General features: G+C 43.0%; 17 protein-coding genes. 14 read left to right on the top strand and 3 right to left on the bottom strand.

What is annotated here, in order from left to right; genetic code table 11:
• The first annotated feature begins 622 nt into the window (after positions 1–622).
• From GO495_RS09355 to GO495_RS09400, 10 genes are read left to right on the top strand one after another with little or no spacing between them, the layout of a single operon-like run.
• The gene (locus GO495_RS09355) at positions 623–3,514 is read left to right on the top strand and encodes a SusC/RagA family TonB-linked outer membrane protein (protein ID WP_157299415.1); all 2,892 of its coding nucleotides are present in this window, start codon (positions 623–625) and stop codon (positions 3,512–3,514) included.
• Entirely contained in the window at positions 3,514–5,016 is a 1,503-nt protein-coding gene (locus GO495_RS09360) for a RagB/SusD family nutrient uptake outer membrane protein (protein WP_157299416.1), read from the top strand. Before GO495_RS09355 ends, GO495_RS09360 begins: the two co-directional genes overlap by 1 nt.
• Positions 5,013–6,587, top strand: a complete 1,575-nt coding sequence (locus tag GO495_RS09365; RefSeq protein ID WP_157299417.1) for a carbohydrate-binding protein — start codon at positions 5,013–5,015, stop codon at positions 6,585–6,587. Before GO495_RS09360 ends, GO495_RS09365 begins: the two co-directional genes overlap by 4 nt.
• 10 nt (positions 6,588–6,597) lie before the next feature.
• Positions 6,598–7,638 (top strand): DUF5007 domain-containing protein, encoded by a 1,041-nt coding sequence (locus GO495_RS09370; RefSeq protein ID WP_157299418.1) that lies wholly within the window; start codon positions 6,598–6,600, stop codon positions 7,636–7,638.
• A 22-nt stretch (positions 7,639–7,660) separates the two neighbouring features.
• Positions 7,661–10,789, top strand: a complete 3,129-nt coding sequence (locus GO495_RS09375) for a SusC/RagA family TonB-linked outer membrane protein (RefSeq protein WP_240915196.1) — start codon at positions 7,661–7,663, stop codon at positions 10,787–10,789.
• Between the two features lie 20 nt (positions 10,790–10,809).
• Positions 10,810–12,339: a RagB/SusD family nutrient uptake outer membrane protein gene (locus GO495_RS09380; protein WP_157299420.1), complete on the top strand. Its 1,530-nt coding sequence runs from the start codon at positions 10,810–10,812 to the stop codon at positions 12,337–12,339.
• Between the two features lie 10 nt (positions 12,340–12,349).
• Complete coding sequence (locus tag GO495_RS09385) at positions 12,350–13,051, top strand: hypothetical protein (RefSeq protein ID WP_157299421.1); 702 nt, start codon at positions 12,350–12,352, stop codon at positions 13,049–13,051.
• 17 nt (positions 13,052–13,068) lie between these two features.
• A complete protein-coding gene (locus tag GO495_RS09390) occupies positions 13,069–14,634 on the top strand; it encodes a DUF5008 domain-containing protein (RefSeq protein WP_157299422.1) in 1,566 nt (521 codons plus the stop codon).
• An 8-nt stretch (positions 14,635–14,642) separates the two neighbouring features.
• Complete coding sequence (locus GO495_RS09395; RefSeq protein WP_157299423.1) at positions 14,643–16,370, top strand: LamG-like jellyroll fold domain-containing protein; 1,728 nt, start codon at positions 14,643–14,645, stop codon at positions 16,368–16,370.
• A 5-nt stretch (positions 16,371–16,375) separates the two neighbouring features.
• Entirely contained in the window at positions 16,376–17,701 is a 1,326-nt protein-coding gene (locus GO495_RS09400; RefSeq protein WP_157299424.1) for a discoidin domain-containing protein, read from the top strand.
• 223 nt (positions 17,702–17,924) lie between these two features.
• Here GO495_RS09400 and GO495_RS09410 read toward each other — a convergent pair whose 3' ends face one another.
• The 3 genes from GO495_RS09410 to GO495_RS32650 form a co-directional block, all read right to left on the bottom strand.
• A complete protein-coding gene (locus GO495_RS09410; protein ID WP_170302652.1) occupies positions 17,925–18,239 on the bottom strand; it encodes a PIN domain-containing protein in 315 nt (104 codons plus the stop codon).
• A 355-nt stretch (positions 18,240–18,594) separates the two neighbouring features.
• Positions 18,595–18,789, bottom strand: a complete 195-nt coding sequence (locus tag GO495_RS09415; protein ID WP_157299427.1) for a SymE family type I addiction module toxin — start codon at positions 18,787–18,789, stop codon at positions 18,595–18,597.
• On the bottom strand, positions 18,722–19,009 hold the full coding sequence (locus tag GO495_RS32650; RefSeq protein ID WP_157299428.1) for a SymE family type I addiction module toxin: 288 nt from the start codon (positions 19,007–19,009) through the stop codon (positions 18,722–18,724). Before GO495_RS32650 ends, GO495_RS09415 begins: the two co-directional genes overlap by 68 nt.
• Positions 19,010–19,185: 176 nt before the next feature.
• On the opposite strand from GO495_RS32650, the gene GO495_RS09425 reads away from it, so the two are divergent.
• From GO495_RS09425 to GO495_RS09440, 4 genes are all read left to right on the top strand, one after another.
• Positions 19,186–19,530: a helix-turn-helix domain-containing protein gene (locus GO495_RS09425; protein WP_157299429.1), complete on the top strand. Its 345-nt coding sequence runs from the start codon at positions 19,186–19,188 to the stop codon at positions 19,528–19,530.
• A gap of 61 nt (positions 19,531–19,591) precedes the next feature.
• Positions 19,592–19,954 (top strand): hypothetical protein, encoded by a 363-nt coding sequence (locus GO495_RS09430; RefSeq protein ID WP_157299430.1) that lies wholly within the window; start codon positions 19,592–19,594, stop codon positions 19,952–19,954.
• 9 nt (positions 19,955–19,963) lie between these two features.
• On the top strand, positions 19,964–20,299 hold the full coding sequence (locus GO495_RS09435; RefSeq protein WP_157299431.1) for a DNA binding protein: 336 nt from the start codon (positions 19,964–19,966) through the stop codon (positions 20,297–20,299).
• 122 nt (positions 20,300–20,421) lie between these two features.
• Complete coding sequence (locus GO495_RS09440) at positions 20,422–21,054, top strand: hypothetical protein (RefSeq protein ID WP_157299432.1); 633 nt, start codon at positions 20,422–20,424, stop codon at positions 21,052–21,054.
• Positions 21,055–21,073 lie beyond the last annotated feature (19 nt).

Consider the following 21,073-nt stretch of genomic DNA (forward strand, 5'->3'; position numbering starts at 1 on the left):
GAACTAAACAGTCAGATACAGTGTATTTATGATTAACAACATCTGCCAATCTGTGCTTTTAATTTACCGCTAATATAAAAACAGACTTGATTCATTATATGATCTTTCTTTCCTTTGGATTATCATTATTGTATTAGTTTAAAATACTATTTGAATAAAGTAATAAACTAACATTCAATATTTTATATCAATATTAAACTAGCTCATCCGGAAAATAGTACCGGTTTGGGAATGTCTTTTGTAAAAGAAAAATGGCAAAAAAGTTATGCCACGGGTCACTATATTTGAATTGAAAAGTGTTCCCGTTATAAGCCCTCAAATGAAAAGAGAAGAGTATATCAATCAAAATTATTGTAGCTGAAATCTAAAGACGAACAATTAACCGGCAACTTCAACACAAATTTATTTTTTTAACCTAAAATATATATAAACACCTTGATGAAAAATATACGCTAAATCGTTTTATAAGACGCCATTCCGTATTATCCACGTTATTGTAGCCACGGGTCAGGTAAGTGTGTTTTCTCCCTTTACAAAGCACGGCAGCGTCCTTTCTATTCTCATTTTTTATGATTCTGATGTAATCGATTACTGATGTAATCCCTGTCTAAAATATTTTACTATGCGTTCATTTGTACGGATCATAATCCCGTGCCTGGCAGTGCTATGTCTTGCTATACCTGCATTGGGACAGGATACCAGCCGGTCGGCCGTTGTTCAGCTTAAAGCTGATTCTATACCGTTGCAACGGGAAGATATTTATCCCTATGCCTCTTTGCAACAACTACTGAAAGGAAATGCTGCCGGTGTATATGTCCAGGAACCCAGCGGGGAACCAGGTAGCATTGGCAGCATCTTCCTGCGCGGCACTGCTATTCCTTTCCTCAGCAGCAAAGATATCTACGAGGCTCAACCTACTGTTATCCTGGATGGTATTCCACTCATCATGGACCATCCGTTCACATTCGATATACAGTCATTTGATTACAACCACCTGGGGCCTGCTACTAATCTTTTATCAGCTATTGATCTCAACAATATTGCTACGGTGGAAGTCGTGAAAGACTTTGGCCGGGCTGCCATCTATGGCCCACGTGCGGCCAATGGTGGCGTGATACTGATCACTACCAAAGCGCCGGTAACCGGCAGGCGTAAGATCAGTTTCAATACTTACTTTGGTATCGTACAACGCCCGGGTATCTTCACTACGAACGCAAAGTTTGAAAATGACTTCCGCCGGAAATTCTACGATAAATATGCTACTACGGAACAACAGCAAACTTATCCGCTCTACCTGCGGGACTCTACCAACGCTGCTTATTATGGTCCTTCCAACTGGACAGACCTCTACTATAAAAATAAACCTGTCTATGGTGTGAATGCAAGCCTGTCGAGCGGCACAGACCGTGCTAACTTCATGTTCGCGGCCGGTAATCAACGTTCTTCCAATTCCGCGGATAACACCCGCATGGACCGCTACAACGCTATGTTCGAAATCAACATGGTGCCCCTGCATAACTTCACCATCTCCTCTATGATCAGCGCTTCCCGCCTGGAACGTAAACGTAATACATGGCTGCGCGACCGGTTTGCTGAAATGCAATACCTGCCGGATCTCAGCAACCCATTACCTCCTAATAAACAACTCTACGGACAATATCTGCATGAATACACGAAATCATTTGATGATAATAAAACCAATGAAGTAAACGGGTACTTCAAGCTGAATGTAACAATAGCTGATGATTTTCACTTTGAATCTAACTTCGGATTTGATTATAATGAAGGTGTACGCGATGTGTTCTATCCCAGTACCCTCATGGAAACAGTGAATTATCTCTCTAATTATTTCGGGTATAATCAACGCGTATACTTCAACAATACACTTACCTATCATCATAAATGGAACTTCAAACACGACCTTACAATAGAAGGGGGAGAAGTGTTTCAGTCGGATTACAACCGCTATAACTACGCCTACGCCTACAAAGGACCGAATGACCTGATCCGTATCAATCTTTTGTATTCAGATAACACACAAAACAATTACCTGTCCCCGAAATCATTCAATCATGCGCTCATCTTTTCATTCATGGATAAACAACGGCATCGCCTGTTATCCTTCTACGGACGCATGGCCTATAATTACAACGATAAGCTGGACTTCTCCGTATTAATGCGTGCAGACGGTTCTTCCAGCGCGCAGCCCGACAACTGGTGGATGTATTCACCCACCTTCACCGCGGGCCTCAACCTTAAAAACACCTGGCTGCAGGATTACAACGCTGTCAATAACCTGCGACTGCATGCCAGCTGGGGAAGAGTAGGCAGACTGCTGCCCGACGACCGCTTCGGGGAAGGGCCGCAATACACATCCGACCTTTCATTCAGTAATAACCCTGTACGCTTTTCCTACAACGGGTTTCCTGGTATCAGTCGTGCCTACTCGTCCGGATATATCGGCTATGGTATCACCTGGCCTTATACAGACCAACTGGATATTGGTGCAGATGCTTCTTTTCTGGGTAACCGTGTAAACGCTTCGTTCGATGTGTACAATAAGATCGATAACAACATGATCTTAGGTGTACCCTTCTCCGCAGAATACGGTTATACCTCCCAGTTTAAAAACGGGATGAAAGTGCGCAACCAGGGAATTGACCTGTCCGTACAGGCGTCTGTGTTACCACGTAACAGCAAACTGCAATGGGTCCCCGGCATCAATCTCAATTACAACCGCAATACCTTATTGGCATTACCTGGTGGATTGGATCAACTGGTGGTAGGGGATAAACTCTTACAGGTAGGCCATTCCATAGATCAATACTGGGTATTGCAAAACGAAGGTATCTATAACAGGGATTCAGATATCCCCGTAAATCATACTACCGGAAAACAACTGAATTATAAAGGTATTCCCATACTGGCGGGAGATCCCAGATGGAAAGACCTGAACAATGATAATATCATCGATGATAAGGATAAGACCCTGAAAGGGCATGTAATGCCCGTAGTATCCGGTGGGTTCTCCAATGATATCTACTGGCGTGGTTTCACATTAGGCGTTTCTTTCTACTACGCATTGGGTCGCAAAATCATGAACGCAGAAATGGCTAACCACTTTGATTTTATCAACCGGGAAGGGAAGATAGACATGAGTGCCGTGAAAGAAATTACCTTCTGGAGTAAAGCCGGTAATTACGATAAATATCCCGTTTACAATCCCTGGAGTACGGTAGATGCTTATCGTACCGATCAGGACCTCTTCCTGGAAAACGGCTCTTTCCTGAAACTGCGGAACCTCTCCCTGCAATATGATTTAACAAGGGCTAAATGGTGGAAACGTAAATATGCACTGACTAAGTTCATCGTATACGCAACAGCCAGCAATCTTTTTACCATCACACCATATACCGGTGGTGATCCTGAACTGACAGACTACAACGGCTTTGATACAGGCTACGGATTACCCATCCCTAAAACATATACCATCGGGCTAAAAATGGATTTATAATGAAGTACCTACTGATATTTACATTGATCTTCTTTACCAGCTGTAAAAAAGTGCTGGATATCAACTCCTCTCATGCTGTATCAGAGGCCAACTTCTGGAATTCCCATGAAGATACCCGTACTGCACTGATAGGTGTATATGGCCTGATGCGTGCTGCTATGGCAGATAATAATGCCTGGTGGATGTATGGGGAACTGCGGAACGGCGATTTCTCCGCTCTGCAACGGCAGGATATGAAAGCCATCATCCGCGGTGATCTGCGGGCTGCTTATCCGCTCTTGCAATCCTTGTCAAACTGGCGCCGGTTTTATGCGGTCATCAATGCGGCTAATATGTTCCTGGAACATGTTAGCGAAGTGAAAGCACGGGACCCTAAATATTCTGAGCAGAATATGCGGGTAGACATAGCACAGATGCGCTTCATGCGTGCTTATACTTATTTTTTCATGGTGTCTGTATGGGGAGATGTGCCATTGATCACTACTTCTCATGATGGTGAATTTGAAAACAGACCAAGGGAAAATCAGCAGACGGTTTTAGCTTTTGTAGAGAAAGAAATGTTGCAGTCTGCTGCCGACCTGCCTTATAGATACAGCGCTGACGATCCGCAGCAGTCCGGTAGCTACTATAATGAAACAAGTACACGCTGGGCGGGGGTGCTTGCCCGCAAACTCACGGCCTATGCTTTACTGGCACATGTTGCTGCCTGGGAAGGCAAATACGTGGACGCTTCTGTATACGGACAATTTGTACTCGACAACTACTCCAAAGCAGGTAGTTATTACCTCGGTACGGAAGACCTTACCCGCTCCGGTGGTTTCTTTAAATGGAAACAGGATAATCATATCCTGGGGTTCAACTTCGACTGGGGACATGTAGATGCTACCTTTTCCGGTCACCTGGAAGAAATGACCCTGGCAAAACCAGTCATAGATAAAGCCCTGCCGGATATCTACGTGATGAAGGATACCATCCTTTCCGTATTTGATCAGCCGCTCGACGAACGGTTTAGTCTGGATACACTAACGGGGGCGCCTACATCGGAACGGTATTTTGCCAACTTCAACAGCCAGGTACCCATCTTCAATAAAGTAAAAGTGATCCAGGATGGTAATACGGCGGACCCTTCTTTCAGGATCTTCTCCAGCACCATCATCATCACGCGTCTGGAAAACATTACCCTGTTACAGGCGGAAGCACTGGCCGTAATAGGGCAGCAACAACGGGCTATTGACCTGCTCAATACCATCAGGGACTTACGCAGAATAAAACGGTACGACCAGGTACGTGAAGGAGACCTGATAGATGCCATCTTCAGGGAACGCCGTAAAGAATTGATGGGAGAAGGCTGGCGCTGGTTCGATCTCATTCGCTATAATAAGATCAAACAAAATGATCCTGCCTTTATGCAAATGATCGCAAACGGCGGTATATACTGGCCTGTGGCCGATGAGATCATCACACAAAATCCATTGATCAAACAAAATCCTTACTGGCAATGATAAAAATGATAAGACTAGGGCTGCTGACAGTCGTTCTGTTATACGCAGGATGTAAAAAGGATAGAGGATATTATGATTACCGGAATCAACTGAAAAAGTTTGATGGTAATACCTACGATTTCCTGAAAACACAGCAGCAATATGATTCCTTCCTGCTGGCAATAGACCGTGTGCAACTGACCGATAGTATCAAATCCGGTGCTTATACCGTGTTTGCTCCTTCAGATGCAAGTTTCAAACAGGCCATCGATAATATGAATACACTGCGTACTATTCAGGGCCGTGCTTTAATGAATATCAGCACCGTGCCTTACGAACAACTGGATTCCCTGGTATGCCGGTATATCGTTCGTGGTAAAGTATTATCTGATAGTATGCAGTTACAGGATGGCATCAACCTGCCTGCTATACGATATGGATATACGATGCATGGTAAACTCAACCGTGCGGATGCAGAAGGGAATGTAAAGGGTGGCCCGGGTGTCATCACGTACAGTGATACAAAAGAGGTGATCTATACCAACCGCTGGAGCAATACCAGTACGGTAGCGATTGATATCAGTACCAACAACGGACTGGTAAATATCCTGGAGAAAGATCACATGTTTGGCTTTGATGAATTCATCCCCCGTATGAACCCTACTACTTCTTCTCCCTGGAATGCGGATGCGTTTTTTATTCCGGGTATTATAGGACTGGAACAGTACAACCGTGGTGGTAACAGGGTTGCTTACCTGGATTTTTCAGGTGGCAATTATGGCGGCCAATACCGCCCTGCTGAAGAGGTAGACATCACCACTGCTGATGAAGGTGGCTTTAAAGTGGGCTGGACAGAAACCGGTGAATGGATGTTGTACACCGTAAATATAACAGAGACGGGCAACTATGGGATGACCCTCCGTTATGGCAGTGGCGGTGATAATGGCCGTTTGCATATAGAACTGGATAATAATGTGGTCATCGGTAGTATGTTGATATTACCTGGTACAGGTGGTTATGCTACTTATAGAGATGTTACGGCTGCCGTACAGCTAACAGCAGGTAAACACCTGTTAAAGGTCTACTATGATTTCGCAAACTTTGATCTGCGCTTCCTCAAATTTGTACCTGTTAACCGGCCGATGCCTATTCCGGGAGTAATTACACTGGAAGACTATGATGCCGGCGGGGAAGGAGTCGGTTATCATGATAACGATGCCAATAATGCCGGTGGTAAATGGCGGCCATCTGAAGGGGTAGATATAGACTTCTCCCGTAATGAAGGTGGTGGCTACCAGGTGGGCTGGACAAACGATGGTGAGTGGATGAACTACACAGTAGACGTAAAGGAAACAGGGTTTTATACCGCGGCTACATTAATGGGATCACCTAATAATGATAAGAAATTCCATATAGAGTTTGACGGACAGAATGTATCCGGTATTGTAAATGTACCTAACACTTCAGATTATCATAGACGCCAGTATGCGACTGCTACGGTATACCTCACCAAAGGTATTCACATAATGCGCTTTTTTGAGGATACCGGTGGATACGATGTGAAGTCTGTCACCTTCAAACCACTGAATTAAAAAGAGACCCATGAAACTAAAAATAGCCATCTTATTATTCATCACAGGTATCGCCGCCTGCCGGAAATGGGCGCCGGATGACCTCGACTTCCTGAGTAAACGAGCCGTGTTCAATCAAAAAGTATTTACACCTACACTGGGCAGGACTACCCTCTATTCCCAGATCTTTAATACAGATAACTCCAGCACGCCTATTAAATTCCGGATGTTTAATGTGCGGTATAAAAGTAATGGACAGCCTTCAACGGACCTGGATAAACCATTGCAGGTATTAGTATGGAAAACGACTTATACCGGAACGGAAAAGTCTTTGGAAGAAATAGCTGCCAAACGGGTAATTGAAACACATCCTGCCTGGGAAATAAGGCCGGAATCCGGCGACTTTGTCCTGTGGGCAGAAGCGGATAGTTCTTTCTTCCGGCAACAACCGGATTCGGGTTATTTATTTGATGTGGAAGCGACTAACTCCGGTGGTACGAATGTCTACAAAGACATGGCTTTAATGCCGCTGCGGGAACAGCCTTATAATCCTTCTGAATATGATCCGATAACAGGTAAACAAAAGGCGCAGTATCCTAATCCCGCAGATTCTTCTTCTTTCATCTTACAATACAATCATCCTGGTATTAATAATATCACTAATGATGATAATAACCTTGATCTTAAATCGGATAGTGTAAGGGTATTGTTCCATAAGAAAGGAGATGGCAGCTCACTTACATTCAAATTTATGGATAAAGATTCCCTGCCTATAGATCCTGCAAAGTTCAACCTCACTCCCTGGGATTCTTTACTGCATGGGTTTGATAAAGTCATGACCAGCACAGAAGTATCCTATCAGGTCGCTTATCCTATTCCTTTGATGAAATACAAGACAAGGTATACTTACGGAGATGGTTCCCAGGCATATGTGAAATTCAGCTTCACCCGCATAGGCTATGGTAATTTCCGCGAGACAGGTACGATGGATCTCATCTTTAATATTTATAAAAAAGGAGATTGGGAGATCATCTTTTATTTCAGGAATAACCCCCGGTTCAGGGATGAGTAATCACTTTATAATATTCACACGTATGCAATCCGATAAAAAAATAAGTTCCCTGTTGCTATGCCTGTTCTTTGCCTTTGCCTTACATGCACAGGATAAAGTACTGGTAAAGGGGATCGTAAGAGATGCCCAGACTAATGAACCGCTGGTAGGTGTGAGCATTATGGCTGGTAGCCCGCCCAAAGCGGTAGGAGTCACCAACGCCAGTGGTGCGTTCTCCGTATCCATACTACCTGATGTTCCATTGCTATTCCGTTATATCGGTTTCTCGGATTATAAAATGAGACTGAAAGATAAACATGATCTCGTCATTCGCCTGGTCGTAACAGAGAATAAGCTGAATGAAACAGTGGTCATCGGTTATCAGAAGAAAACAAGGGAAGTAACGACCGGCTCTGCTGTGATCATCAGTGGAAAGGAGTTGCAGGATATTCCTGTATCTAATGTGGAACAACTGTTACAGGGACGTGTGGCTGGTCTCAATATCCAGAATAATACCGGTGCGCCGGGTGCAAGGGGGAGCGTGCAGATACGCGGACTATCAAACGTAAGCGTATCCGGTAATGGGAACAATGCTTTCCTGTCGCCTACTTCTCCATTGTATGTAATCGATGGGGTGCCCATAGAAGCAGATGCGAACTTTGAATACGGGTATCAGTCGGCCGGACCGGGTGTTAGTCCGCTATCACTGATCCCACCTGAAGATATAGAAAGCATTGAAGCGCTGAAAGATTCCCAGGCTACGGCCTTGTATGGCTCCCGTGGCGCTTATGGTGTGATGCTGATTACCACCCGCAGGGGCAGCTCTCCAATTCCCCTGGTGCGTTATACAGGTAACTTCTTCGTGAATACTCCGCCTAAGCTGCGTAACACCATTGGTGGTGTGGCTGAAAGGAGATTACGTATCGCCCAGATCTACAGTAGTGGTAATATGGACGATATCAATAAGATCTCTACCACACCTTTCCTGGCAGACAGTCTGAATCCTTATTATAATAATTCTACCAACTGGCAGAACGTTTTCTATCGCGCTACTTTTAACCAGTCGCACAATGTTAATATCAGTGGTGGCGATCCTAAGTTCAATTACAAGGTAGACCTCGGCTATTACAAAGAGAATGGGGTGATCCGTAATACAGGGTTCGACCGTTATTCCATCAACACCAATATGCAGTACCAGCCTAACCCTAAACTGAGGGTGATGACAACCTTGTCTACACAGGTAGGTAAAAGAAATAAGGGAGATGGGAATGGGCTGATACAAAGTGGTGTATCTTCCAATGCGGCGGCATCTTCTTTATTACCCGGGCCTTCATTTTACCAGAGTACTGCCGGTGTATTGTCTTCCCTGGAAACAAAGAACGATAATAAAACGGCTAACCTGCGTACCAGCCTGGACCTGAGTTATCAACTGATCAAAGGGTTTAACATCGGTTCCAGCATCAGCTACGACTATGCTTCCAACACGGAGGACAGGTTTACGCCTGCAGAGGCTCATAATGATTTCTCACAGGTATATGCCTATAACGATCGTAAATACACGTTATATAACCGCAACACGTTATCCTATTTCTATTCCATCAACAATAAACATAATTTCTTTATCTCGGCTTTCAACGAGTTCTATAACCAGGGTTTCCAGGCACAGGTGATACAACAGGAAAAAACGCCGAATAACCAGTACCAGGGTCCTCTGGGATATGATGGATATGCTTCTCTGGGCGGGGGATTATTAGATAACTATACCCGCCAGCATATTGCTTCTTTCGCCGGTACTTTCTCTTACAATTACAAACAGAAATACGTGCTGGATGCAAGTTATCGTATGGATGGTACATCCAGCAGCGGTTTTGAAGATCCCTATTCGAAGAATCCTGCTTTTGGTATTCGCTGGAACTTTAATAAAGAGAATTTCCTTAGTGAGAGCAAGTGGTTATCCTATGGATCGTTACGCGGTAGCTGGGGACAGAATATTGTACCTACAGGTGATATTTTTTCTATCTATGGTACTTATGATCCCCGTGGTACGTATAATGCTAATCCACGGCTGGGGATCAATTTCGGACAGCTTCCCAATACTTACCTGAAGCCTACTACCACTACGCAATACGATCTTGGATTTGAAGCAGGATTGTTCGATAGCCGGGTGGAAGTGATCTTCGATGCTTACTATAAAACAGTGAAGAACCTGTTACGTACAAAGGACGTATCCAACATGACAGGCTTCAATAACATCACTACAAATGAAACCTCTCTTATCAACTATGGATATGAGCTGACGCTTACTTTCCGGCCGCTGCCTAAAACCAGCGCTGTACAATGGACGCTTTCCCTGAATGCGGCTATCAACAAAGACGTATTAACAAGTTTGCCTAACGGGGCCAGACAATTGGTGCAATACGATTCACAGACCTCTCAGAATATTTTATACAGAGTAGGGCGTAACAGTCTTACCAACTACCTGTTAAAAACAGAAGGCGTATATGCCACTGATGCGGATGTTCCTGTGGACCCTGCTACCGGTCAGCGTTACCGCACCAGTAATGGTGTATACTTCAAAGCAGGAGATCCCATCTTTAAAGATGTAGATCATAACTATATCCTCGATGGGAACGATTACATAGCGGCAGGTAACTCGCAGCCATTGATCACAGGAGGTTTGCAATCTTATGTGAACTGGAAGAGCTTCTCCGTGAACTTCAGCGCTTCTTTTACACTGATCAGGGATATCCTGAATAATGCTTTTGCAGAACGCATGCAGTACCTGGGAGATCCTTACAGTACGAAGGCGGTAGTAGATTTTAGCGATGTTGATTACTGGAAAGGACCGGGTAGTGTAGCTAAATATCCCAATCCTTTTGATTACACCAGGTATAATGATATCAGGCCATACCGCTATGACCAGACACTGATACAGGAAGATGGTTCTTATTTCAAGATTAATACGGTAACGCTGGCTTATCTGCTTAACAGGAAAATGACGAACAGGTATGGAGTGAATTCTGTGCGATTGTATATGTCCTGCAATAACCTGATTACGTTCTCCCATTATAGTGGTCCTAACCCGGAGAATGTATCAGCGCTGGGACGTGACCAGTCCAGTGGTTACCCGATTCCACGCACATATAATTTTGGTGTGAACATCGAATTTTAATTCATTAAAAGTATCCGATTATGTTTCGCAGGATTATTTATATCACCGCACTCTTAGTATTTATCACTCAATCAGGGTGCAAGAAATTCCTGAACGTACAACCCCTGGATAAACTCTCCGGTAACGCTTTTTTCAAAAGCGCGAAAGACGTGGAAGACAATATGTGGGATATATACGGGTTATTCAGGGATGTTACCGGCTCCTGTCCGATGTTCGCTGTGGCAGGGGAGGTAAGGGCGGGAATGCTTCCGTCTTCCCCGCAAAAGAACGACGGTAACGACCGTTCCTTTGTAGACTATGCAGCAAAGAACGATTTACTCCCTCTTATATACACGCCTGCGGGAAAAGACTTCTGGAACATCTTTGCCTTATCTAATCTGGCAGACTGGAAACCATTCTACCGTGTTATCCAGGCTTGTAATATCCTGCAATATGAAATTGGCCGCCGCAATATTCCTGATCTCTCCGCAGATGCAGTGAAAGAATACCAGGCAGAAGCATCCTTCATGAGGGCTATGTCTTATTTCATGATGGTGCGCTTATGGGGGGATGTACCTTATTACACAGATGCTTATCACGAATCACCTTTACCAAGAGAAAAAATGGTAACCGTGATGAACAATTGCATAGCAGATCTGTCGGCAGCATTGGACGCATTACCCTGGACATTCACTGATCCGGCCTTTAGGGGCGCCCGTGCCAGCAAAGGGGCGGCCATTGCCCTGCTGATGGAAATGAACATGTGGAATGCAGGCTTTGATAAAGGCAATGCAAACAATCTCTATGCATCAACAGCCAAACTGGGAGATGACCTGATTAAAAGTGGCGCTTATCAGTTATTACCTATAGATCAGTCGTTCACCATCTTCAAAGGCCGCTCTATGGAAAGCCTGTTCGATATCGTTATCAGTTCTAACTATAACGAAACATTGTCGCAGAAGTGGAACGACTTATCCGAACTGGTAGTGCATTTTCCTTATAAACGTCCTGCCAATGGCCACCAGTACAGCTTTACTTATTTCCGGGCAGAATACCTGCGCAGGTTATATCCTTCCGGTGTTCCGGATGCCCGTACAGAAATGTGGTTCGATTCCCAGATGTTCGCCAACGACGGTACTTTCCTCTTTCTGAAATATAACAGCTTATACGAACAGGGGAATGATGATGTGAACGTGGATAATAACCTCATCATCCTCAGATACGCGGGTGCTATATTATTACGTGCAGAGGCATTGGCAGAATTAGGACAGGATGATGAAGCGATAAGGATGATGAACATGATCCGTGATCGTGCTAAGACCACATTGTACCAGGGACCTGGAGGTGTTGCCCTGAAAGAGGCCATTTTTACCGAACGTGCCAAAGAGCTGATGATGGAAGGACATTATTACTTCGATCTCGTGCGTACCGGCCGGGTAATGAACCAGCAATGGTGCTACTACCCGCTTACACAATCGCAGTTCGACAATGGTGCCTGGACATGGCCCATCAACACGGCTGCTTTGGATAACAACCCTTACATGCAGCTGAACAATTATTGGTTAAGATAAAATATTTTTTATGCAGCAGATTAGATGTGTACTGATAGGTATACTGCTTCTGGTAGCTTCCTGTAAAAAGGATAATTACTACAAAGATTCCGGCACGCATGATCCACACTTCAAAGGGAGTACCCTGGATTACCTCGATGCTACGCCTTTTTATTTCGATACCATAGCAGCAGTGGTTCGCCTGGCAGGAATGGAAGAAGTGTTTAAAAGTGATACCCTTACTTTTTTCGCACCTACGGATATAAGTGTTCTGAGGTTGATAAAAGACCTGAACTATAACCTCTATGCTCAGGGATATGATACCGTGAAAGTATTGTCCGACGTGCCTTCTGCCATATGGCAGAACTATCTGGAGATGTATATGTTCCATGGCGCTAACCAACTGAAAGATTATCCGCAGATCGATTATGGCCTGATAGCTATTTACCCGGGACAGGGATATTTGTCGTGGAATGGCACTCCTATGAATATAGGGGTTATCTACAATGATGATAATGGAGTGAAGTATGTGGGTTACCGCCAGTTAACGCTTGCCTACATTCCTGATCCTGCCCGTCCTCGTGATAACTGGTACATGGTACATGTGGCATCCGGTAATATCCTTACGGATAACGGCGTAGTACATACGCTGGACGTTAATCACCTGTTCTTCGGGTTCGACCAGAACAGGTTTGCTGCAGATATGAAAGCCGTAATGCAAAGCGGTGGTTGAAATTTTAAACTAATCAGATGAAAAAATTACTCTTCCTTTTACTCGTCTTCACTGCCTGTAAAAAAGACAATAAAGTATATGACGATCCTTATGCAGGAGGTAAGAAACCTTTAGGCGTAATCATGAGTACAGACTTACCCTCGCCTTCAGAAGCGGCGCCGGGAACAACCATTCTGTTTAAAGGCACTGGCTTGTTACAGCATAAAGACTCTATCCATTTTAATTTCAACGGTCAGCCGGGAACTATCCTGTCCGTAGACAGCAATGGTATACAGGTGAAAGTTCCCGATGATGCGAGTACAGGTGTGACATCTGTCACCATTGGCGACCAGATCTTCTTCGGTCCCGTATTCAAAGTGAAAGGCAACCTGGAAATCGATAATAATTTAAAAGTAGTGATAGGCACCAATAACGCGATATATGATGTACATCGCTTTTCTGATGGCCGCCTGTTGATGATAGGACAGTTCTCCGATTATGAACACAAAGGTGTAGTGAAACCTGTCAACCGTATTGTAATGACTTCCAAAGATGGAGAGATCGACCGTACCCTGCTTTCCGGTAAAGGTGCGGATGGCTCTCTGCTGGCTATGGACGCTTTGCCCAGCGGTAAACTGGTGGTAGGCGGTGCTTTTAGCTCTTACGATATTCACCTGGCAGAGATCCATAATATCACCGTGCTGAATAGTAACGGCTCTATAGATTCCATGACGGTCAATACCTTCCTGAAAAAAGATACAGTGCCTTCTTTTAATGGGGGGACCGACGGGGCTATCTACAAGGTATTCGTGCACGGGAACAAGATCACCGCTATCGGCAACTTCAACTATTACCTGCAATACATATACGGGCAATCAGACTTCCTGCATGAACGTGATTCACTGATCACGGACAGTACCGTAGTAAGACAACTGGCACGCTTCAACCCTGATGGTTCGCTGGACTCTTCCTTCCATTATAACCTGTCACTGCATAAAAGTTACGACGGTGCCAATGGCCCTGTTTACGATGCATATATGCAGGCCGATGGAAAGCTCATCATCGTAGGGCGTTTTACCCGTTATGACGGTCTTCCTGCTCCCTACATCGCGCGTATCAATACAGATGGCACCCTGGACCCCGGCTTCGGTGGGGCAGGGGCCGACAATAGCATCAGTAGTATCCGCTTCAACGAGACTACGCAAAAGTTTATACTGGCAGGTAACTTCACACAGTTTGATGGGGCTCCGCACTACGGGCTGGCAATGATAAAAGCAGATGGAACGTCTGATGAACATTTTGCGTCTTTGAAAATGGGTACGAATGAGAGTTTTAATTGTGCCCAGCAACTTAATAACGGGCTGATAATAGTCACGGGTAACTTTAAAAGCTATGGGGGCGTACATCGTAGTGGTCTGATGGTATTGGACAGTAAAGGAGTGCTTGCGGCAGGGTATAATAATACCGGCGATTTATCCGGTACCGTGCTGAAGATCTTTGAAACAATTAACAGCTCCGGACAAACGCAGGCATTATTACTGGGCGGATTTTACCGCTTCAACCAGATCGATATGGGCAACATTACCCGCTTGTTATTTAAATAAAATGAACAATGAACAAGAGTATATTTATAATAACAGCCGTTATCTTTTTTCTTTCCTGCAATAAAGGCTTTGACCGCCTGCTGGATAAAAATAATTATGAGGATACAACGGGGATAGTAGCTAAAACACCGAAGGTGTTATTCCTGGTGATGGATGGTGCCCGCGGGGAAGCGGTGCGTAAGGCGCAGGCTCCCAATTTACAGATGATGTCCGATCATGCTATCTATTCCTGGAACAGCATCAGCGATACCTTGTATCAGAATGCTACTGCCTGGGCCGACTTACTCACAGGTGTACATAAGGAAAAACATGGGGTCGTTTCCGGAGATTTCAGTAACAACCATCTCTCTGCATATCCTGTATTCTTTAAACATATCAAAGCAAGAATGCCTTCTTTCAGAATAGCGGCTTTTAGTGCTGCGGATTCTTTAGGTAATACTTTGATCACGGATGCCGATGTGAACCAGACTTTCAGTAACAACGATGCGGCGGTTGCGGATGCTGTAGTGAAAGAATTGAAAGTAGATTCTGTAGGGTTGATCTTTGCGCAGTTTGGAGAGGTAGGCGCTGCCGGAAAAGCATATGGTTATGATGCCAATATAGCTGAATACAGGGCTGCTATCTTACAGGCAGATACTTATATCGGCAACGTGCTGACAGCCATAAAACAACGCCCTGATTACGCGAAGGAAGACTGGCTGGTAGTGGTCACATCCGGTAATGGCGGTCCTTTTGTACTGGACCCCGGAGATGACGACGGCACTATCCTCAGCAATACAAAGTCAAATACCTTCACCTTCTTTTATTCTCCCCGTTATGCACCTGATTTTATAGACCGCCCCTATACCGGTAACCGCTATTCCGGTAAATCCGTACGGTTGTATGGGAATAATGCTGCTACAGCGGTATATGCTACCATAGACAGTGGTAAAACAGATTACAATCTGGGAAATAACAGTGAGGCAACGATAGAACTCAAGATCAAAAAGAATAAGACCTCTTACGGTGATTATTCTTACACTTATCCTTCAGTAATAGGCAATAATATGTCGCTCGACTGGTGGAATAATACCGGCTGGGCTATTTCCCTGGAATCAAATGGCTGGGGCTTACACTTCGGGCAGACAGGTGCAGGTTTTAACATGGCTACTGCCGGAAGTATCAGTGATGGTAAATGGCATGATATCGCCGCTGTATTCGTGAACAGGGATAATAAACGTTTCCTGCGGCTATTCACAGATGGCCTTTTTAACACGGAAGCAGACATCACCTCTTATGGAAGCTTCGATACTGATGCACCTTTAACATTAGGTTTTATGCCCGGCAATGTAACTGATAACAACCGCTGGCTGAATGCCTACATCACAGAAGTAAAGTTCTGGAAGGCTGCCCTGCCGGATACTGTTATCAGCCGGTATGTATGCGTCCCTGATCTGCCATCTTCTCACCCTTATAAAGACTACCTGGTAGGCTACTGGCCCTGTAAGGATGGCTTCGGTGGCTTATTCAGCGACCAGAGTGAGTGGGACCATGATTTCCAGATCCATGGAGCCTATCAATGGGATGATTTCAGTGACCTGATGTGCCCTGCTTCTGCTGGTAATTTATCACAACTGGTCCCTCAGCCTGTAGATGTAGCCCGTCAGATACTGAACTGGCTGCAGATCTCTGCTGATACCAGGTGGGATCTTGATGGCAGGGTATGGGTCACTTCTTATGTTACTATCACAAAATAATTCATATGCGTTACTTACTTCTTGTGTTACTCATTTGCTCCTGTAAGAAGGATAGTAAATTTAAAGATGAGCAACTGGGTGTTGTAAATGTATCTCTCAGCACTACACATACATTTACAAAAACTGCGGATAATATAACGGTGCCCGTAAACATTGTACTATCTTCCTCTGCGCCTAAGATCTTTACAGTCGGCATTGGGGTAAACAATGATACCATCAATGAACTGATCAGCAATCAATCTCTTGCAGGAACCATCTTACTTGATCCTGCTTATTACCAGCTACCTAAAACGGCGGAGATCCGTTTTGGCCTGGATACATTTGCCATCCCTTTGAAGGTAAGTATGCAGGCTATTGAAAAGTACTACGGCAATAAGCTGGCGCTGGCCGTTACATTGGATAATCCGGGTAAAGGGAATACGCTTGGCAGTAGAACGGCTATTGTTGTCATCAATACTACGGATATCATTTCGCAGGAAGATATTCACTATATCTCTTTTACAGATGCGGGTAAAGTGTTAGGAGAACCTTCCGGTACAGACCACATCTTAGGCACTACAGAGGTGATCCTGCCCGTAAGTGTTTCTTTAGGCGGTGTTGCAGGAAGTTCCTTTATTATCACGGTGAGTGCCGCGCCTGATACAGCGCAGGCATTAATAGATAATGGCACACTGGCTGGTTCTGTATTACTGAAAGAAGGAGAGGATTATACATTACCAGCTACCATGAATTTTCCCGGCAACAGTAATGTAGCTAAGTTTAATATCACGGTAAAGACAGCGTCTTTAAAAAAATACGAATTAAATAAACCTGCATTGGCGGTTACGCTCAGTGATCCTGCCAAACACCTGTTAGATTCAGCAAAGCGTACATTGGTGATGCTCCTTGATCCTTCAAAATTGATTGAAACGGATATTACCAATACAAATATTGCCTATACTACGCAATACGAAAATGGCAACGCAAATGAGAACTCCCCTAAACTGATTGACAACAACATCAACACTAAATTCCTGCTCGGTAATTTCACTTCTGCATGGTTCCAGCTGGAATTTGCCACACCGCAAATTACAGGGGCCTACACCATCACTTCCGCTAATGACGCCCCTGAGCGCGATCCTAAAAGCTGGAAAATGGAAGGCTCTAACAACGGGGTAGACTGGACCTTACTCGATACCCGTCTGGACCAGAGTTTCGGCTCCCGTTTCCTCACAGTAAGATATACTTTCTCCAACCAGGATGCGTATAAGTTTTACCGCTATACGGTTACTTCTGTTGTGAACAGTAACCTGTGGCAGCAAGCCGAATGGCGTCTGCTGAAACGCCCTTAACTGTTTACCCGCTCCCTCCGACATAACCCTTAAAGGTTAGGGCCAGCTGATATCAGGTGGCCCTTTTTCAACTTCATACTACAGATAATGCAAACGATCTAACATCGCAACTTCCTCCCTGCGTCTGTTCGCAGCTGCCTCCAGCTTACGCATAAATAATTCAGGATTCTTCCAGTGTTTTAAACTCATACTATCCCGTACTTTTCTAAGATCCGCAACAATATCATGATTTTTCACTTTTTTCATAGCTTATGGTATTTAAGATTAAACTTGGTGTCAAAATTTCAATAGTCTTATATCCCATCGATTCATTAACTGCATTATAAACCGGTATTTTTTCAACATTAACAATATGCTTAAAATTCCAGCTTGCCAGTATGTCGGCTTTATATATACTGGCTATTGCTATATGTATAGCATCATGGTAACTTTTATTCGTCAATGCTCCGGAACGAATATATTCCGCTGCTAATTCAAGCGCTTCCGTAGTGCATTGAACATCTATAACATACTTAGTTGGGATCTCCCTAATCTTCATTTTTATTTCACGTCGGGCCCGCGATAACTCAACCTGAGTCAGATCTGATAATATCATTTTAAAGAAGCCTGCTTTAAATACTTCGAAAAGCTCAAGGCTACTTTCTCTGAATTCAACGTCAAAACATCCCCTATGACACTGGTGTCAGCATATATTCTTTTCATATAAATGTACAGGAAAATTTATAGATTAACAAACGAATATCCTTTGCCACAAAGGGTTTAAGTGATATTGATAATAAATTATTGAGATTGTAATTATTGGGAACAGGCACTGAGAATGCCAGGTTAACAAACCTTAATCAGGTATAGAATAACTAGGCTATAATTACTCTGAAATTATCATCTTTTTCATTTTAATCATTGATAACCTGCCTGATAATTAAAGTCCGTTTGTAAATTGTTACTTCTGCTTTATCTCCCGGTTGGAAACCTGCATCGTTAAACCATTTGCCAGACAGGTGCAAAGAAGAACCATTATGATTATGCTCTACATCGAACATCTTTGTTTTTTTCAGGTTGTTCACGTCGTTGTTTTTTTGCGTTTTCATTTTTCTCAGTTTTAATTTTTGAAATAATCAATTTGTTTTTCAAAACGGTAATAACAACGGGTTCTCCTATTTGGAACCCTGCGTCCTGCACCCACTGTCCGGACAGGTTAATCCAGGGATACGTTTTATATTTAGTCCCACGATGCAAACCAGAATAATGTACCCTCGGCGAAGACTTATATTGCACCTTTCCCAATCTTAAATTTGATTCATTTTTCATAACGTTATTGTTTATACGAATATACTAAAAGTGTGTTAAAAAACAACATAATTAATGTGTTATTTATACTCTTTTGTGTCATGGAAGTGTCATTTGTAATGCTGAAACAGTGTAAAAAATAAGCCTGATACTGCACTTCGCATTAAATTGTAAATTCATTTTTCAAATAGTACAAAATGACAATAGCCGAAAAGATTGTTTTTCTGAGAAGTGAAAAAAACTGGAGTCAAAAAGAGCTGGGAGAATATATTGGTGTTTCCAGAGATGCAGTAGGAAAATATGAAAGGGGAGAAATGTTGCCACCTCTTGATATAGCATCAAAAATTGCAGTAGTATTTAATGTAACCTTAGATTACCTTGCAGGGCTTACGAAAGAAAATTCTGTACCTAATAAAGGAGCATTACCATGGGAGCTAGCAGTACTGTTAACAAAAATAGAAAAGTTGCCGAAATCAGACAGAAACCATATAGATGCTGTTATTGATGCATTCACTAAAGCGCAATTAAGCTCAACAAAATAAGGCCCTCTACCAAAAGAATCAGTACTGAAAGAAAATGGAGTATTGACTAAAGAGCAATATAATGCTGCCGCCCACGACTGGACCAACGGTCTCTGCTGCGGATAATCCCATTGCTACACCAGTAATACCACATATTGCCCCAAAGACAATTCCCCTAATTTACTTTAAAGCGGCCAAAGTTTTGGTACAAGCGGGGAATGATTTTAATAAGATAACAGATGGAGGTAAGAATATGTTTGGAGTTAAATCTTTGGTTGCTGCAACTAATCTAAATGCAGCTAAATCAGCATCTCAAATTGCACATGCCGTTGCCACAACTTCTAAAACTGTTGCTAAAGCCTCTATTGGCGCTCCTGGCACTGTAGTACGGACGGCCACACAAAACAGTATGGTTGATAAGATTAAAAACTTTTTCTCCTTTTAATAAATGAAAATGAATAGAATAAAATTGATTTTAACGTTTATTGTGATTGTTGGAATTATTGGTGGCCTTCTTTATTTGATTGCTATAAATGCAAATAAAGCAAAATCAGATAAAATAGAACATATAAATAAGAATTATGGATATGCTAAGGGAATTATTGTGAAGAAAAAATCTTACAAAGGTCATAGTATTGAAGTAAAGTATCAGATCGGAAATAAAGAGTATAAATATACTGGTGGATGGGATAACAATCCTAATAATCTTGGTGAGGGAGATTCTATAAAATTTAGGTATGCTATTGACAATCCTGAATTGATACTTACAGAGCTGAATAATGGGTATTAAGCATTTTTGCAATCTGAGAAATGAAGGAGCAAAATAGTAGGTTAGCTACTAAAATAATCCATTAAAAGAAACAACCAAAAATTTTAAACAATGACAGTAACGAAACCTTTAAATCCCCAAAAATGAGATTACTTATTTTATTATTATTATTATTATTATTTACCCCAGCTATCAGCTTTGCACAAACCTTTGAAGGGAAAATCAGTTATGCAAACAGCTATAAAAGCAATTCTCCTCAATTGAAAGATGAGCAACTGGGATTAATGATGGGCACTATACAGGACTACTATATAAAAGGAGGCGATTACAAATCTATCGTTAACGGATCGTTGGTTAAAATGCAATTATACAGAAGTGCCGAAAATAGAAGCTATACCCTTACAGGTAAATCTGACTTGTTGTATTGGGAAGATTACGGTAAAAATAAAGACGTAGCAACAAAGTTCGATATTGAAAGGGGAAAAGAAACTATTATGGGAGTGATTTGTGATGTACTAATTGTTTATACACCAAAGAGTAAAACTTTCTATTATTACAGTAATAAATATGGCGTAAATCCAGGCCTTTTTAAACAACATGCATATGGTAATTGGTACTATATCATATCAAAAACAAAGGCATTGCCATTAAAAATCGTCTATGAAGATAAGCAATTTACCTTAACGAGCATAGCTGTAAATATTAGTCCTATGAAGTTAGAAGCAAAGCTATTTGAGGTACCTGATAAAAGCAAAATTGTACCTGCAACATGGTAAAACCATATTCAGGAAGGAT

Origin of the sequence: Chitinophaga oryziterrae (genome assembly GCF_009758125.1) — a bacterium.
GTDB classification, from domain to species: Bacteria; Bacteroidota; Bacteroidia; order Chitinophagales; family Chitinophagaceae; genus Chitinophaga; species Chitinophaga oryziterrae.